The organism is Nitratireductor sp. ATLC21, from assembly GCF_057196525.1.
In genome coordinates, this window is the sequence record NZ_JBXUOU010000002.1 from 1,008,759 (window position 1) to 1,025,375 (window position 16,617).

6 protein-coding genes are annotated in these 16,617 nt (G+C 62.6%); 2 read left to right on the plus strand and 4 right to left on the minus strand.

Annotation, left to right across the window (positions count from 1 at the left end; genetic code table 11):
• Nucleotides 1-117 precede the first annotated feature (117 nt).
• Together AC2CHD_RS12380 and AC2CHD_RS12385 are read left to right on the plus strand one after the other, a co-directional pair.
• Nucleotides 118-1,296 carry a DegT/DnrJ/EryC1/StrS family aminotransferase gene (locus tag AC2CHD_RS12380; protein WP_484553930.1) on the plus strand — a complete coding sequence of 393 codons (1,179 nt, stop codon included), beginning with the start codon at nucleotides 118-120 and terminating at the stop codon, nucleotides 1,294-1,296.
• Complete coding sequence (locus AC2CHD_RS12385) at nucleotides 1,286-2,092, plus strand: 4'-phosphopantetheinyl transferase family protein (RefSeq protein ID WP_484553931.1); 807 nt, start codon at nucleotides 1,286-1,288, stop codon at nucleotides 2,090-2,092. The genes AC2CHD_RS12380 and AC2CHD_RS12385 overlap by 11 nt, the downstream gene beginning before the upstream one ends.
• Here AC2CHD_RS12385 and AC2CHD_RS12390 read toward each other — a convergent pair.
• Genes AC2CHD_RS12390 through AC2CHD_RS12405 form a run of 4 tightly spaced genes read right to left on the minus strand, consistent with a single transcriptional unit; the run spans nucleotide 2,062 to nucleotide 16,394 of the window.
• Nucleotides 2,062-3,714, minus strand: coding sequence for a glucosamine inositolphosphorylceramide transferase family protein (locus AC2CHD_RS12390; RefSeq protein WP_484553932.1), 1,653 nt, complete (start codon nucleotides 3,712-3,714; stop codon nucleotides 2,062-2,064). The two genes, AC2CHD_RS12385 and AC2CHD_RS12390, sit on opposite strands and share 31 nt — an antisense overlap.
• Nucleotides 3,680-6,487, minus strand: coding sequence for a condensation domain-containing protein (locus AC2CHD_RS12395; protein ID WP_484553933.1), 2,808 nt, complete (start codon nucleotides 6,485-6,487; stop codon nucleotides 3,680-3,682). Before AC2CHD_RS12395 ends, AC2CHD_RS12390 begins: the two co-directional genes overlap by 35 nt.
• Nucleotides 6,484-14,478, minus strand: a complete 7,995-nt coding sequence (locus AC2CHD_RS12400; RefSeq protein ID WP_484553934.1) for a hybrid non-ribosomal peptide synthetase/type I polyketide synthase — start codon at nucleotides 14,476-14,478, stop codon at nucleotides 6,484-6,486. The genes AC2CHD_RS12395 and AC2CHD_RS12400 overlap by 4 nt, the downstream gene beginning before the upstream one ends.
• Nucleotides 14,475-16,394 (minus strand): amino acid adenylation domain-containing protein, encoded by a 1,920-nt coding sequence (locus tag AC2CHD_RS12405; protein WP_484553935.1) that lies wholly within the window; start codon nucleotides 16,392-16,394, stop codon nucleotides 14,475-14,477. Before AC2CHD_RS12405 ends, AC2CHD_RS12400 begins: the two co-directional genes overlap by 4 nt.
• Nucleotides 16,395-16,617: the final 223 nt, after the last annotated feature.

Consider the following 16,617-nt stretch of genomic DNA (forward strand, 5'->3'; position numbering starts at 1 on the left):
AGCGCCGCGGCGCTACATTATTGGATTATTTGAAAACCCCATGGCCCGGGCATACGCTTGAAGAACAATTGGGGCGCCGCGGGCATGGCTCGTCCCTCGGCCAAGCGGGAAAACATCATGGCAAAAGTTGGTTTGCGTGAGTGGCTGGCCATCGGCGGGGTCATCGCCTCGGGGCGTCTTGCCCGGTATGGCGGTCCCGGCGAGGGGCCGCTCGACCGGTTCGAAAAGGCATTTTCCGAAAAGTTTGGCGTCAAACATGTGTTGACAGTCAGCAGCGGCACAGGCGCGTTGATCAGTGCATTGGCTGCCTCCGGCGTCGGGCCCGGCGACGAGGTGCTTGTGCCTGCCTATACATGGATTGCGACGGCCGCTTCCGTGCTCGCCGTGGGGGCTGTTCCGGTCATCGTCGATATCGACGAGACGCTGACCATGGATCCCGAAGACATTGCGCGCAAGATCACGCCGCGCACCCGTGCGATCCTGCCGGTGCACATGGCCAACATGGTCTGCGACATGGAGGCGATCACCACACTCGCCCGTCAGAACGGTCTCATGGTGATCGAGGATGCCTGCCAGGCGGTGGGCGTGCGTTACCGGGGCCAGCGTGTCGGCACGATTGGCGACATTGGCGCTTTCAGCTTCAACCAGTTCAAGAACATGAATATCGGCGAGGGTGGTGCGGTGGCCTCCCAGAGCGACCGGTATTTCGCCCGCGCGCGCATGTATCATGATGTGGGTGAACTCTTTCGCGGACATCTCGACAATTACAACGAGCCGAGTTTTTTCGGCGTGAACTTCAAGGCAAGCCAGATCCAGGGGGCAATGCTCAATGTGCAGCTAGCAAAGCTCGATCCCATGCTGCGCCGCATGCGCAGGCGGCATCAGGTCATGTCGCACATCCTGTCGGGCAGCGATGCCTTCCGGCTGGGACCGCACAACGATCCGCAAAACGCCGTCGGTCTCCATGTTCTGTTCGAGACGGAAGGCGAGGCCAAGGCCTTTGCCGCCCGGAACAGGCGCGGCGTCTACCGTGTTTTCGATTCAAGTCGTCACGTCTGCACCCACTGGACTCCGATCCTTGAGAAGCGGGCATTCCATCCGGCCATGAACCCCTATGGCTGGGCTTCGGCCGATGTGGAGTATGGGCCCGACATGTGTGCCCGCTCGCTGGATATTCTGAAACGCACTTGCCGCATCAGCCTTGGCGAAAACTATCCGACGGCACTTATGGCCTATCTTGCCCGCCGCATGGTCGGGGGGAAAGCGCCGGAAAGGCGGTTGTCCTATGCAGCTTAAACCGGTGAGCATAGGCGCCGGCACGATCGATGTCTGGCAGTGGACCCTCGATGTATCCCTGGAGGCGCTTCCGCCGCTCGTCTCGGCACTCAGCGAGGCTGAGTTCGCACGTGCCTCTCGCTTCGTGCATGAGCAGCACCGGCTGCGTTTCATCGCCGGGCGGGGCCGGCTGAGGGCGATCCTCGGATCCTATCTCGGCGTTGCGCCAAACCGGCTAGCTTTCTCATACAATGCCTTTGGCAAACCACGGCTTGCCGGGCGCGGTGAACCGCCGCTTCATTTCAATCTCAGTCACAGCGGCCCCACGGCCGTTCTGGCGGTTTCCGACCGCTATCAGCTCGGCGTAGACATCGAACGTGTACTCCCGTTCCGGGAAAATCTCGCAGAGCATTTTTTCTCCCAAGCGGAGAATGAAGCGCTCAGGGCGGTCCCGGCGCAGGATTATCTTGGAGCGTTTTTCCGCTGCTGGACACGCAAGGAAGCGTTCGTGAAGGCGCATGGTGCGGGGCTTTCGCTGCCGCTTGAATCCTTTGATGTCACCATCGATCCCGTCGGTGAGCCGCGACTGCTGCGGCTCGATGGCGTGGACGATGCGCCGGCCCAGTGGCAGTTTTTGAATCTGACCCTGCCGCGCGGCTATGTCGGCGCGGTCGCGGCGCTGACGGCAGGCAACGCCGTTTCGCTGAACTATCGCGGCGGCACGCTTCAGCCTGCCCGGCGAGAAAGGCGCGGAGCCTGGCGGCCCACCGCGCGCATCGAGCACCATCAGGCGTTGAGCCGCGCATCCAGAATATAGCGTGAGCCGCTCGCATCGAAATGATGGCAGCCGGTCAGGCCCGGTTTAAAATCGGGCAGGATGCGGCGCACACATGTTTCCCGATAATCATCCAGGTCCAGTTGCTCGATCTCCATGATGTTGAGACCGTAGCCATAGATGCCGTGCGCATTGTACTGCGCGGGCCGGTAGAGCCGGCGATGGCGTGAGAAGATGCGGCCGGCATTGCGTGCCGTGGCGCTGCCCACAACAATGGGATTCCGCCGATGGGGAACGATCCGTTTCAATTCCGGTCCGTCGACCTGGAACGCGTAGAGCGCGGAGCAGTGATCCTCGAACGCATGATGCTCTGAAAGATTGGTGAAAAGCCACCACTGACCGCGATGTTTGAAAAGCGTGCTGTCGGCGGTTGACCATCCTTCAAAGGCCCGGGAATAGGGCTCCCAGATCAACGGAAAGCTCACCGCGCGCCAGATTTCGATGCGCTTCCTCTGATGCGTCTCCGGCATGAGGAAAATCTCGTCCCCCACGCGGAAAACGAAGGGAAACGAGAGGTGCTCGCTGCCGCCCAGCGCTATGCCGATAGGCTCGAAGCCGCTGCGGGTGATTTCGCCCACAGCGATGTGCGCTTTGGTATCGCCCAGTCCATAGTTCTCGTAGAACAGATAAGTCCGCCCCTCATGGTGAAAAAGGAAGGGATCGGCCTTGATGGCTGTGTCCGTCGGCGGGATCTCGATGGCTTCGCTGGGATCGAAATCGTCAATGGCGCCGCGCCCGCTGAAAAGCGTCCAGACGGCGGTTTCCTGATGGGAGGCGCGGCGCACGCTTTTGAGCGCCCGCTGCGCTATGTTTTTTGTGAGTGCCGCTGCATAGCGGCCTGTCCTGAAAATGCCGGGCGGCCTGAGCGCCTGGACGGCATCGGGGGCTTTGAGCGGCTTTGGCAGTTTGCCGGTATCCGCGATGCGCCTGAGTTCACGCATCAGAAGCAGAGCCGACTTTTCCTTGATGAAGGCGGCATTGCGCGCCGCACTGAATTTCACATTGAATTCGGCCTGCGCGATGACGCGCCTTTCCGGGTGCCGTGCCGTTTCCAGAAAGAGCGAGAGCTGGCTTGTCGGAGCACCGGCCGCCATATCGGCGATGCCGTCCCAGCTTGCCGAGCCCGACTGTGTGAAAACATGACTGAGCGACCAGACGCCGAGCGGAAGGTCCCGAAGGACGGGCTCGGGCAGTTTTGCATCGCAGTGACGCAGGATCATATCGAGTTGCAGCCTGTGCCGGTCGCCATCCTCCACGGCCCAATCCTCCACGGCATTGTCCAGCGGAATGTTCAGAATGGTTTTTCGAGCGCGCTCGAACCGTTTTGCGCCATAGCGGGACTGTCGTGCGAAAAGTGCGCCGTCAAGCTGTGCGACCAATCTGGTCAGCATGTCGGCGTGGCTTTCGCCGCTCTGCTTCGAAACGTTCAGAAACGCGACGAGCCGGAAACGCCGGTCCGCAAGCAGCCGCTCGATGAGCTGCAATTCCCAGTTCTCGAATGACTGGCCCGCCTGCCGCATGATGCCGATGCGCAGGGGCGTGGTCGACTGGCTTCGCCTGCCTTGCTTATCAGGAGTGGCGGTCAGCGGAACCTCCCAGTTCAAGGCGCTCGCCCAGCACGGATGAAAGCTTGTCGATCCCCATTTCGCTGAGCGAATCCTCGTGCCAGCCGCTAAGATCGAAGACCGGTGATTCATCCGGCACGAAACCACGCCACCCGAACAGAAGCCGCCTTGCGCGCCGGTGTGTGGCCTGGCTGCGGAAGAAAAGCACGGTTTCGCCGGAAAGCGCACGCGGACTGTAACGCCGGGCCGCACGAACGAGATACTGGGTGACCGCTTCGGTGGTTTGCTCTTCCTCGTTCATCGCACGGGCGGGCGCGAAGCGCTCGACAAGCTTCAGCGAAAGGCTGAACTCCTTCAGATAGGTGATCAGCGACATACGCCCGCGCAGAAGCTTGCCGGTGAAATAGACGAGACGTTTTGCCCGTTTCTCGGTGTTCCAGCGCCAGCGGGTCAGGGCCGGCTGCGAACGCACATAACCGGGCGCCCAGCTGTCGATCAGCGCGACGAAACTCACATCATGCCCCCGGGCCCGCAGCTGGCGGGTCATCTCGGCGGCCAGGATGCCGTTGACGCAAAGCCCCACCAGCGCGACGGTTTTTGGTGTGTCGCCAAGCTGCATAGCGTCCACCGCATCGCCGGCGATCTTTTCCAGCGAGAAGCCTTCGGTTTGTTCATCGATCCGCGCATTGAACATGTGAAGATTGACGACGGAGGCATGACCGGGAAGCGACTTGGCCATCCGGTAATAGAGGAAGGGGTGGTTGAGCGTATAGACCGCGCAGTCTCCGCTGCCCTGCCGGTAGGTCGTTGTCTCCCAGTCCACGGTGACCGGCGACGGGGCCTCCGGTTTTTCCGTCGGTTCTGCGACAGGGGCGGGCTGTGTGCCGAAGATCGCGGACGCGAAGCCCGAGAGCGTCGGCTCCCTGAAAAGGAGAGCGAGGTCAGGCTGGATGCCAAAGGCGTCGCGCACGCCGGAGAACATTCTGAGAGCCAGAAGCGAATGACCGCCCAGCGCAAAGAAGTCGTCGTCTGCACCCACCCGCGGCACGTCAAGCACACGCGCCCATATCCGGCCAAGCTCCGCCTGCCTGTCTGCCGGCGGGGCCGGGTCTTTCGCTGGAACCGGGGCAGGGACATTGGCCGTGGGTGGCGGCATTGCCGGCAATTCCACTGCGCCGTCCGCCCGTCTCGGCAGGGAAAGAAGAACGCTGATTGCGGCGGGTAACTCTTCCTCTGGCAGCCGTTCTGCCAGATAGGCGTTCAGTTGTGCAGGAAGGGTTTCGAGCGGCACCATGAGCCCTGCAGTCGGCACCACGAAGGCGTGAGACCGGCCGACCGGTCCGTCTCGCCGGACCGCGACATCGGCGACATCCGGTTGCGCGAGAAGCAGCGCTTCCAGCCGCGATGCCGGTTTCGGCTGCGCTTCCTTCGGCAATGTGCCGGCACGAACCGGCCCCGCCATCGCGCCAATCCTCGCCTGCGGATCGTCAAGCGCGAAGGCATAGGCCTTCTGCCACAGATCGAGCAGTTCCCGCGCGGTCGCTTCGTCGAACAGATCGGTGTTGTATTCCACCGACATGCGCCAGCCGGTCGGCCGGCCGATCATGATGAAGTTGAGATCATAGATCACGCCCGGCGATTGCGACGGGGCGCTGATCAGCTCGAAATCGCCATAGCGCGTGTCTTCCAGAAAGGCCTTTTGCTGGTTGAAGTTCACCGAAACAAGTGGATTGCGGGAAGGATCCCGCACCGGATTGATCAGCTCGACGAGATTGTTGAACGGCATTTTCTGGTGGTTGAGGGCCGCCCCCACTGTTGCGCTGACCCTTGAGAGGTGATCGGCGAAGCTCAACTCCTCACCGATATCGAAACGCAGAACGAGATTGTTGATGAACACGCCGATCAGATTCTCCAGATCCACATCCTCGCGCCCCGCGATCTGCGTCCCGAACAGCACTTCACGTTCGCCCGAATAGTGGTGAAGTGCAGCACTGATGACCGCCGCGCCATAGCTGAACAGCGATACGTGATGCGCCCGCGCCGCCGCCTCGATCCGCTCGCCGAATTCCAGCGGGAGCACGGCGGAAAGGATCTCCCCGCGGCTGGTTTTTACGCGCCCGCGCGGGCGGTCCGGCCTGATCTCGAAATAGGGCGCATCGTGCAACTGTTCGCGCCAATAGGTCTTCTCCGCTTCGAAACCATAGCTGTTGCGGTATTCGTCCTGCCACAGCGCGAAGTCGCCATATTGCAGCGCCAGCTCCGGCAGGTGCGGCGCGCGTTTCGCGTCGATGGCCGCTGCGAGTTCTCCCACTTCGCGGCCCAGAACGCGGATCGACCAGCCGTCGAAACAGCTCTGATGCGCGGTGATGAGTATGAAACCGCGCCGGTTCTCCACCATCAGGAGCGTGACGCGGAAGAGCCCCGGCTGGCCGAGGTCGAACGGCGCTGCCGCCGTCTCCCTGCTGATCGACTGGATGCGCGCCTCGCGCTGGTCTTCCGGCACGTGACGCAGGTCGATGACCGGCATGCGGAACTCGACCCCGCGCACCACCTGCTGCATGGGTTGCCCATCCGTCTCCACAAAACGGGTTCGCAGGACCTCGTGTCGCTGGATGATCTGCCGGAAAGCCTCCTCAATGCTCTCGGTCCTGAAGTTCCCGCGAATCTCCCACCGCACGGCGACGTTGAGCGCGGGGTTTCCCGGATTCAGACGATCCAGGAACCAGCAACGCATCTGCGTCTGCGTGCAGGGAAATTCTCCAATGATGTCGTCCGAACCGGAGGCCATCACGCGGTGTTCAATGTCGCTCATCCGTGTGCCTCCATGCGGCGGCGCGCGCCGTGCCGGAAATCTTTCAGCGAAGGCACATGCGGCTTGATCCCGTTCATAGTCTCGTCATCGGCCTCATCGGCGATCAGCGCCAGCTCCCCAATCGTGGGGTGCTGCAGGAGGTGCCGCGCCTCCAGCGGCAGGCCGGCATCAATCATCCGGGCTGCGATGCGGAAAATGCTGAGCGAATCCGCCCCCAGCGCGTAGATGTTCTCCTCCACGCCGATTTCGGGAATGTTGAGCACGTCGCGCCAGATGGCCGAGAGTTTCTCTTCCATGGGCGTGCGCGGCGCGGTGCGGATGATGGCCGCCTCCTGGCGCGGGATGCCCTGCTTTTCGAGCGTCTTGCGGTCGAGCTTGCCATTGGCCGTCTGGGGCAGCGCTTCGGCATTGACCCAAAAGGCGGGCACCATATGGCCGGGAAGATGCGCCTTGGCATGGGCGCTGAGCGCCTTTGCTTCCGGCGGGCTCGCCGGATCGTCAGGCACGGTGTGACACACGAGCTGCCGGTCGCCATTGCGGTTCACGGGGGCGACAACGGCGCACTGGCGCACGCCATCTGCCTTTGCGATGACCGCCTCGATGTCGCCCAGCTCGATACGGAAGCCGCGCAGCTTGATCTGGTTGTCGCGGCGCCCCAGAAGCTGGAGCGAGCCATCGGCCAGGCGCCGTCCCACATCTCCCGTCTTGTAGAGCCGTTGCGGAACGCCGCCAATCGACACATTGCGGAAAGCGGCATGGGTTTGCTCGGCGTTCTTGAAATAGCCGACGGCAAGGCCGTCGCCGCCAATGTTCAGTTCACCCGTCACGCCCACGGGCGCAAGCCGGTTGCGCGCGTCCAGAATGTAGAGCTGCGTGTTGGCGATGGGCTGGCCGATGGTGATCGGCGCATCCGGATCATCCATCCTCGCGACCGACGACCAGATCGTGGTTTCCGTCGGCCCATACATGTTCCACAATTCGCCGCCCAGCGCGCACAGGCTCTGCGCCAGCGTTGCGGGCAGCGGTTCGCCCCCGCACAGCATCTTGAGCGATTTCCTCTCGCCCAGCCCCGCTTCGACAAGCATCTGCCAGAGGGTTGGTGTGGCCTGCAAAACGGTTGCGCCGCAGTCCTCGAGACGCTTGACCAGTCGGAATCCGTCCTGCACCTCGATCCTGTCGGCGATCACCACGCGGCCACCGCAGATCAGCGGCAGGTAGAGTTCCAGCGCTGCGATGTCGAAGGAAATGGTGGTGACGGCAAGCAGTGTGTCGTTCGCCGCAAAGCCGGGCTCCTTCGCCATGGAGGTTAGGAAGTTGACGAGTGCGTTGTGCGGAACCTCCACGCCCTTCGGCACACCGGTCGAACCTGAAGTGAAGATGATGTAGGCCGCAGCCTGCGTGCCATGAACCCGCTCCTCGAGCGGTGCCGCATCCCTGGCGGCAATCGCATCGCGCTCCTCATCGAGCATGATCGGCAGCACGTCTTCACCGGCAAGGGCCGCAATCCTGTCACTCTTGCAGATCACCGCGGAGATTTTGGCTGCCTCCATGGTCTGCCGCAGGCGCGCTTCGGGATGATCCGGGTCGAGCGGCACATAGATGTGGTCGGCCTTCATGATCGCCAGCAGCGTCACCAGCATGTCTATGGAGCGGTCGAGCGCCACCGCGACACGGCAGCCGGGCACGAGCAGCTTTTCCTGGAGCAGCCGTGCCATCTGCCAGCTTCGCGCATCGAGTTCCCCATAGGTGATGCTTTCCTTGCCATGAGTGGCGGCAATGGCGTCGGGTGTTTCTGCCGCGCGGTCGCCAAACAGCTCGAAGGCAAAGCGCTCGTCATCATAGGCCGCCTGCGTCTGGTTGAGCTCATAGGTAAGCCAGTCCATCTCGTCCTGAGACATGAGTGGCAGGCGTTCGATGGGCGTGCTCATATCCTTCGCAAGAGCATCGGCGAGCGTGGCGAAATGGCCGAGCCAGCGTTCGATGGTTTCCGGATCGAACACGTCGCCATTGTAGTCGACATCGATGCGGATGCCGTCCTCGCTCTCGATCATGTTGGCGAACATGTCGAAATTCGAAAACGCCTTGGGGTTGGGCGTGACCTCGGCGGCAAGCCCGCCAAAATCCATCCCCTTTGTCACCCGCTCCAGGTTGAACTGGATTTCGGTCAGGGGAAGGCGGCTTGGATCGCGCTTCAGGCCAAGCTTCCGCACCAGCGTTCCATAGGTGAAGTCCTGATGCTCGAAAGCCTGAAGAACCAGTTGCTGCGTGTCCTTCAAATGCTCGGCAAAGGACCGTTCTTCATCCAGCGTCTGCCGTAGGGGCAGAAGATTGACGCAATGGCCGACCAGCGTTTCGTCATCAAGCAGGCTCTGCCCTGCCGAAGGCACGGCGATCACGATGTCGTTGCTGCCCGAAAGCCGCGCGATCATCACCTGCATGGCTGCGAGTAGGGTGGAAAACAGCGTCGCACCGTTCTTCGCGCCGGCCTTTTTAAGCCGCCTGTAGACGTCGCTGTCGATATGCGCGGTCACGGTGCCGCCGGCAAAGCTGCGCTGTTCTGGGCGCGGGCGGTCGGTCGGCATGTCCGGCAGGTCCGGTACGGTCTCGAATTGCGAAAGCCAGAACCGCTCCGTCTCTTCATCGTCGTCCGTCCGGCTCGCGCGCGCCTGCGCATAGCTCGAGAAAGCCAGTGCCGACGGCAGGTCAGGTGTGTCGCCCCGAGCAAGCGCGCTATAGGCCGTTCCCAGTTCATCGATCAGGACATTCGCCGACCAGCCGTCGCAAACGATATGATGGGCCGTGAAGACAAGTACGTGCCGCTCGTTTGAAAGCCGAACGAGTTCCGCGCGCGCCAGCGGGCCATTGACGAGATCGAACGGGGTACGCGCTTCGCGCTCGACGATCTTTGCTAGCGCTTCGCTATCCGAAACCTCCGTCAACGGCATGTCGATGCGGAAGTCGGGTGTCACCTCGAAATGCTCACCGCTGCGCGCAAAACGGATGTGAAGCGCATTGTGTCGCGCAACGATAAGATCAAACGCCTTGCAGAATGCGGCTTCATCCAGCGCGCCATCGAGCGTGAGATTGAAGGATTCGTTGAAGGAGCAGGAGGCTTCGTCACCGGCCTGGGCTGCAAGCCAGATTTCCTTCTGCGCCTCGGTCAACGGTGCCTGTTGCGGCGTCTCCTGCACGGGCTTCGCGATGGGTCGCTCGGCCCGTCCGTCATCGGCGGTCAGAATGCCGGCACCTTGAAGCGCGTCGAGCGTCTCGCCGAAGACCGTTGCAATGCGCGAAAAGTCTTCTTCCGAATGCGCGGTCGTCAGGAAACAGGGATAGCCGTCCTGGACATGCAGGCCCTGCATCCGCGCATAGGGATAAAACAGCGCGCCGAGCGGGTCGGCATTGCCGAAATCTGTCACGAACCAGCTCTTGTAACCATGGATCTGTGTCGCAATCCCGCGATCCGAAAGCTGACCGTTCAGCTCCGTGACGAGCGCTTCGGTACGGGTGGCCACCCGGTCATAGAGCGCACGGCCTTCACCCTTGATGTGCTCGAGCACTGCGCGTGTCGCCGCCAGCACGACAGGATGGCGCACGAATGTGCCTGCAAAGAAAGTCGGCGCGACCATTGGCACGCTGTCATCGCCATAATCCCAGTGACCGCCGTCGAGCGCATCCATATACCGGCTGTCTCCGGCCAGAACACCGATCGGCATTCCGCCGCCCAGCACCTTGCCATAGGTGGCGAGGTCGCCGCGTATGCCCCAGACTGCCTGCATGCCACCGGGGTCGACGCGGAAGCCCGTCACCACCTCGTCGAACACCAGTGCGAAATCGCGTTCCGTTGCGAGCGCGCGCAGCGCACGCACGAATTCGACCGGTTGCAGCTCCGGATGGCGGCTTTGCACCGGCTCGATGATGACGGCCGCAAGCTCGTCCGCATTGGCACCGATCCAGTCGAGACTCTCAGGCGCGCCATAGGGCAGAACCGTGATGTTCGACAGGGAATCTGTGGGAATGCCGGCGGCTATGGGCAGGGTGCGATGCTGCCCCGCACGGCTGCGGCCCTTGACCAGAACCTCGTCGAACTGGCCGTGATAGTCGTTGCCGAAAACGACGATGCGGTCGCGGCCCGTCACGGTGCGGGCAACCCGCATGGCGGCCATCACGGCTTCCGATCCCGTGTTGCAGAAGGTGACGCGGCTGTGCCCGGTCAGTTCGCTGATCAGCTCCGCCACCTCGCCGGCGAGCGGTGTCTGCGGGCCAATGGCAAAGCCTCTGTCGGTCTGGGCGCGGATCGCCTCGACCACGAAGTCGGGGGCGTGGCCGAAGGCGGTTTGCCCCATGCCGTTCACGAGATCGATATATTCATTGCCGTCTATGTCCCAGATGCGCGATCCCTTCGAGCGGTCGGAGACTATCGGAAAGACCAGTTCCTTCCAGTCGGCGCGAAAGCCGGAGGCCGCGCGTGGATCGGCCAGATGGGCCCGGTGTGCCTGCGTGAACGTTTTGGACCGCGCATTTTTCTCGCAATAGCGGGTAACCAGATCGTTGATGAAGGCGCGTTTCTCCTCCGTGAGCGCCTTTTCGCCGGCCTGCGCGCCGGGCTTGTACACGCGGATGCGGCCGCCGCCGATCTCACTCTCGTCACCGCTCGTGTCCGGCGCAGGCGCGGCGGCTGGAGCCGGTGCAACCTGCGGCGCGGCTGAAGGCGCGACCGCCGGCACGGAGCCGCCAAGCGACTGGATAGCTGCGAACTGCTGCGCAAAAAGTTGCTGCGCCATCTGCAACTGGGACTGGAAAAGCGCCTCGAGCCCATGAGGTGCCTGTGGAGTTCCATTCGCCACTGAAGATGGCGCAGCAGACGCGACGTCCGGCGTGGGGGGGACCTGAGCCACCGGAGAGGGAGACACCGCCTGCACGGCATCTGCCGGCAGTTCGGTGTCGAGGTGTCGCGCCAAATCATGAATGGTCGGAATGTTGCCGAGCAGCTCGCGGAAGGAGAGCTTGATCCTGTATTCCTTCTCCACCTTCTGCGCGAACTGGCCGATGAAGAGGGAATCGAAGCCAAGCTCCAGAAAGGTCGCTCCGGATGCATCGTCTGGCAGGTCTTCGCCTGAAAGGTCTGAGAGCAGGGCGGTCAGGGCGCGTTCCAGCGTGGCGCGCCGGTCGGTTGTTGCAGGTGCGGTGGTCATTGGGCTCATTCCGTCTGTCGGGATTGCTTGTACCGGTGTTTCGGGCAGCGTATGGGCAAGTGCCGCATGCGCCCGGTTCTCCGGCGTCGGTGCGTCGATCCAGTGCATCTGGCGCTGGAAGGGATAGGTCGGCAGCGGGATTTTCCGCCGCGCCGTCTCTGGCAGGGCCGGCCAGTCGAGCCCGCAGCCGGCGATCCACGACCGCGCATGGGCTTCGGCAAAGACTTCCTCACCAAAGGATGCGCGGTCGTGTTCGGGCAGGGACTGGATGATGGCGGCGATGTCATCGCGCTTCAGCGTCTGCGCGGTGAAAACCGAAAGCGTGCGGCCGGGGCCGACCTCGATGAAAACGGGCCTGCGCTCGCGCGCAACTGTCTTGATGCCGTCGGCAAAGCGCACCGTATCGCGGCAGTGGCGCGCCCAGTATGCGGGCGAAGCGCCCTGCCCGTCCGTCTGCCAGTCGCCGCTCACACACGAAATGTAGGGAATGGTGGACGGACCGTATTCGACCTTTGCCGTCTCTTCTTCGAGCTCGCTTGCAGCCTCGTCCATCATGGCCGAATGGAAGGCATGCGAGGTGTGCAACCGGCTGTAGGCGATGCCTGCGGCGTCAAGCGCTGCACATGTCTCGTCCATCGCGTCGAACGTGCCGGAAATGACGCTGAGCTTCGGTGCATTGAGGGCTGCGATCTCCACCCCGTCGCAAAGATGCGCTTCGACCGTTTCCGCATCCGACCGCACGGAAACCATGGCTCCTGTGGACTGGCTCTGCATCAGCCGCCCGCGTGCTGCGACCAGCCCGAGCGCATCCTCGAAGCGCATCGTGCCCGAAAGTGTTGCGGCAACGAATTCGCCCACGCTGTGGCCGATCATGGCTTCGGGCATGAGGCCACGGCTCATCCAGAGTTTTGCCGTCGCATATTCGACGAGAAAGAGGGCGGGCTGCGCGATCTGCGTGTCGCGCAGTGCTTCGGAAAGCTCTTGCGGCACCTCGCCATCGGGCAGCCGGATGAAATCGCGAATGTCACGGCCAATCAGAGGCTCAAGAAGATCAGCACCTTTGTCGATCCATTCGGCAAAGACCGGTTCGGTCCCATAAAGCGCGCCACCCATGCCCACATGCTGCGCCCCTTGACCTGGGAACATGAAGACCACGGGCGGGGCATCCTGTTCTGCCGCGCCGCTGATCGGGCGTTCTGCTTCAAGTGCCGCAATCGCCTCGTCGCGCGTGCGCGCAATAATCGCCGTTCGGTGCGAAAAAGCGTGCCGCCCCCACTGCAACGTGTGCGCCACGGTGGCGAGCGGCTCTGTGCTCTCGCGCAGTGCCCCGGCCAAATTCTTGCGCATCGCGGCGAGCGCCGCCTCGTTCCGCGCCGAAAGCGGGAGAATGAACGTGCGGTCGGGCGATGTCTCCGAAAGAACGTCTCTGTCGGGCGCCTGTTCGAGCACCACATGTGCATTGGTGCCGCCCACCCCGAACGAGCTGACGCCGGCGCGGCGCTTTGCGCCCGCCGCTTCCCACGCTACGCGCTCCGTTGGAATGCGAAACGGACTGTTTTCCAGTGCCATATGCGGGTTGGGCGACACGAAATTCGCCACCGGCGGGATCTCGCCGTCGCGCACCACGAGTGCCGCCTTGATGAGACCGGTGACGCCTGCAGCGGCGTCCAGATGGCCGATATTCCCCTTCACGGACCCGAGCGCGCAGTGACCTTCAGCGCCATCGCCGCCAAAAGCGTTCATCAGACCGTTGAATTCGATGGGATCGCCGAGCGGCGTGGCAGTGCCGTGGCACTCCACATAACCGATGCTCTCAGGGTCGATGCCGGCACTGGCAAGGGCTGCCGCAATCGCGTCGGCCTGTCCAGAAACGCTGGGCGCGGTGTAGCCCACCTTGTCCGCGCCGTCATTGTTGACGCCATAGCCGCGAATGACGGCATGGATCGTGTCGCCATCGTGGATGGCGTCTTCGAGCCGTTTCAGAAGCACCACGCCGCCGCCGCTGCCGAACACCGTCCCGCCTGCCTGCGCATCGAAGGGCCGGCAGCAACCGTCCGGCGAAACCATGCCGCCTTCCACGTGGATGTAGCCGCGCTTTTGCGGCACCGAGATCGACACACCGCCCGCCAGCGCCATGTCGCAGCCATATGTCAAGAGGTTCTGGCAGGCCTGCGTCACCGCCAGGAGCGATGTAGAGCAGGCCGACTGGATGGTAAAGGCCGGCCCTTTCAGGTCGAGCTTGTAGGCCACACGCGTCGCCAGCGTGTCGTTGATCGCGCCCACCAGTTCATTGAACATGTCGACCTGATAGCCGGAGGTGAAGGCTTCAGCCTTTTTCCGGTCCGACAGGATGTTGTTGATGAGATAGGTGCTCATCGCCGAGCCGGCGAAGACGCCGATCGACTGTTTCGCGCCAAAGGGGTCGCAACCCGCGCTTTCCAGCGCTTCCCAGCAGATTTCCAGAAACAGACGGAACTGCGGGTCGAGCACCGCCGCCTCGCGCGGATACATGCCGAAGAACTCCGCATCGAACATGCCCACATCGTCCAGATAAGGGCGGGAGGGCACATAGTCTGGCGAGGCGCGCGTCGCCTCGTCATAGGCGTCCTCGATTTCGTCGGCTGCAAAAGAGCGGAAGGCATGCCGCCCCTCGCGCACCATCTGCCACAGCGCCTCGACCGAGGGCGCACCGGGAAACCGCCCGGCCATGCCGATGATCGCAACGCTGCCGATGCCCTCATCCAGTCCCGTTTCAGGCTCCATCGGCTGAGACTGCATCGGAATATGGTCGCTCATTGCCTGCTCCGACGAAACTGCGACATGACCCGCTTCTGCCGCGCAGCGCGGCTTTGTGCTGTGGCGGTCTTCTGGAGACTGTCCGGTGCTTTCTCAAGAAAGCGCGCCAGACTGCGGATTTTTGGATGCTCGAACACGCTCACCACGTCGATGCTGCGGCCAAGCTCCTGTTCCAGCGCTGCGTGGACGCGCATGAGCTGCATCGACGTTCCGCCGAGGTCGAAGAAATTCTGATCCGTGCCGAAACTTTCGGTGCCAAGCACCCTGCGCCAGTGCCGCGCGATGATGGCTTCCATTCCTTCTGCCGGCGTCGCCGCCGGGGCTTCGGTCGGGGCCGGGAGGCGAGAGCGGTCAACCTTGCCGGCACGGTTGAGCGGAAACTTCTGCAACACGATCGCACGTCCAGGGACCATGTGAGCGGGAAGAACCCCTTTCAGGCGCCACAGCACCCCTGCCGCGAAGGTGATATCGTCGAGGCCGCCCATGGAGTGTGGGCGTAGATAGGCGACCATCCGCCGTGCGGTGCCGGCTTGGTGGCACTGCACGACCGCGTCGGCGAGCGCCTCGTCGCGACGCAGCGCGTTTTCGATTTCATCCAACTCTATGCGCTTGCCGTCGATTTTCACCTGCCGGTCCCGCCGCCCGCGAAAATGCAGAAGCCCGTCAGGATCCATCACCGCCATGTCGCCGGTCAGATAGCAGCGCAGGCTCTCGCCATTCCTCGCGGTGATCGTGACGAAGCGCTCCTGCGTCAGCTCCGGCCGGTTCAGATAACCGATGGCGAGCCCGTCGCCGGAAACCGCAAGCTGGCCTTCCTGGCCCGGTGGGAGCTCGGCGCGATCGTCATCCAGAATGTGAATCTGGCCGTGTGCGATGGAATGGCCAATCGGCAATGTGTCATCGCGAAAGTCGGACGGCACATCGAAGGTCGATGCGATTACGGTTACTTCCGTCGGTCCATAGGCATTGGTCAGGCGGCATTCGGGATGGGCTGCGAGGAACCGCCGCGCATGGTCTGCCGAGGCTACTTCCCCTCCGAACAAGACATGACGCAGCGAAGCAAGCTCTCCGCTCGGATGATCGACCAGGAGGTTGAAAAGCCCGGTGGTGAGCAGCATCACCGAGACGCGCTCTTCGTCAATCGTATTGGCAATCCGTTGCATGGAAAGCGTGCGGTCGCCGATGCCCACAAGCCGCGCGCCGTTCAAAAGCGCTCCCCAGATCTCGAACGTGGCTGCGTCGAAGGAGATCGTCGCCGTATGCAGCACGACGTCGTCAGAGCGAAATTCGACAAAACTCTGATCGCGAACAAGCCGCTGAATGCCGCGATGTGGTATCAAGACACCTTTCGGGCGTCCGGTCGAACCCGACGTGTACATCACATAGGCCGCATCCCCGCCGCCCACTTCGGGGAAAGCTTCTTGCAGCCCGTTGCCTGTGGGTGCCGCAAGCGCCTTGTCTGCATCGACAAGGCAGTCTCTCGCTACCGGCAGACTGGCGGCAAGCGAAGCGCTTTCCTGATCGATCATGAGCGCGCGGGGTGCGCTGTCCCTGATCATGTAGGAAAGGTGATGAACCGGATAGGCCGGGTCGAATGGCGCATAGGCTGCCCCCGCCTTGAGGATCGCCAGCTTGGCGATCAGCGTTTTTGCGGCACGGGGCAGAAGAAGGCCGACAATGTCCCCCTTGCGCACACCCATGGAGATGAGACGGGCGGCAAGTTTTGTTGCCGCATGCTCGAACGCGCCATACGTCAGCTCCACGCCATCGAATGTGATGGCGATCGCATCCGGTCTGGCGCGCGCGATCCTGGCAACGCTATCGTGCACTGCCGCATCGCGCTCGTAGGCGCACCGCGCTGCTGGCCATGTAGCGTCACCGGAGCCTTTTAAGCCTTGCAGGTGTTTGTGATGCATGTAGACGCCCCGCCCGAAAAAGCCCGCGCCTATGTTTCAAGCATCCGAAAACGCTCACTGATTATAGGAGAGGCGCGGGAGAAAAATGGTTCTCATGCCTTCGAGAAGAAGGATTTCACGCAGGCCGACAAAGAGACAGATGGCCATCCGGATGATCTTCGGGTCGACCGGATGTCTTGGGCTTTTGTCTGTATAAACCATTCGGCGGGGAGGATGTTGGGAG

What these genes read in the sequence shown, in the direction of transcription:
- AC2CHD_RS12405 (WP_484553935.1), bottom strand. Translation starts at nt 16,394, where the DNA reads ATGCATCACAAACACCTGCAAGGCTTAAAAGGCTCCGGTGACGCTACA.
- AC2CHD_RS12395 (WP_484553933.1), bottom strand. Translation starts at nt 6,487, where the DNA reads ATGAGCGACATTGAACACCGCGTGATGGCCTCCGGTTCGGACGACATC.
- AC2CHD_RS12400 (WP_484553934.1), bottom strand. Translation starts at nt 14,478, where the DNA reads ATGAGCGACCATATTCCGATGCAGTCTCAGCCGATGGAGCCTGAAACG.
- AC2CHD_RS12385 (WP_484553931.1), top strand. Translation starts at nt 1,286, where the DNA reads ATGCAGCTTAAACCGGTGAGCATAGGCGCCGGCACGATCGATGTCTGG.
- AC2CHD_RS12380 (WP_484553930.1), top strand. Translation starts at nt 118, where the DNA reads ATGGCAAAAGTTGGTTTGCGTGAGTGGCTGGCCATCGGCGGGGTCATC.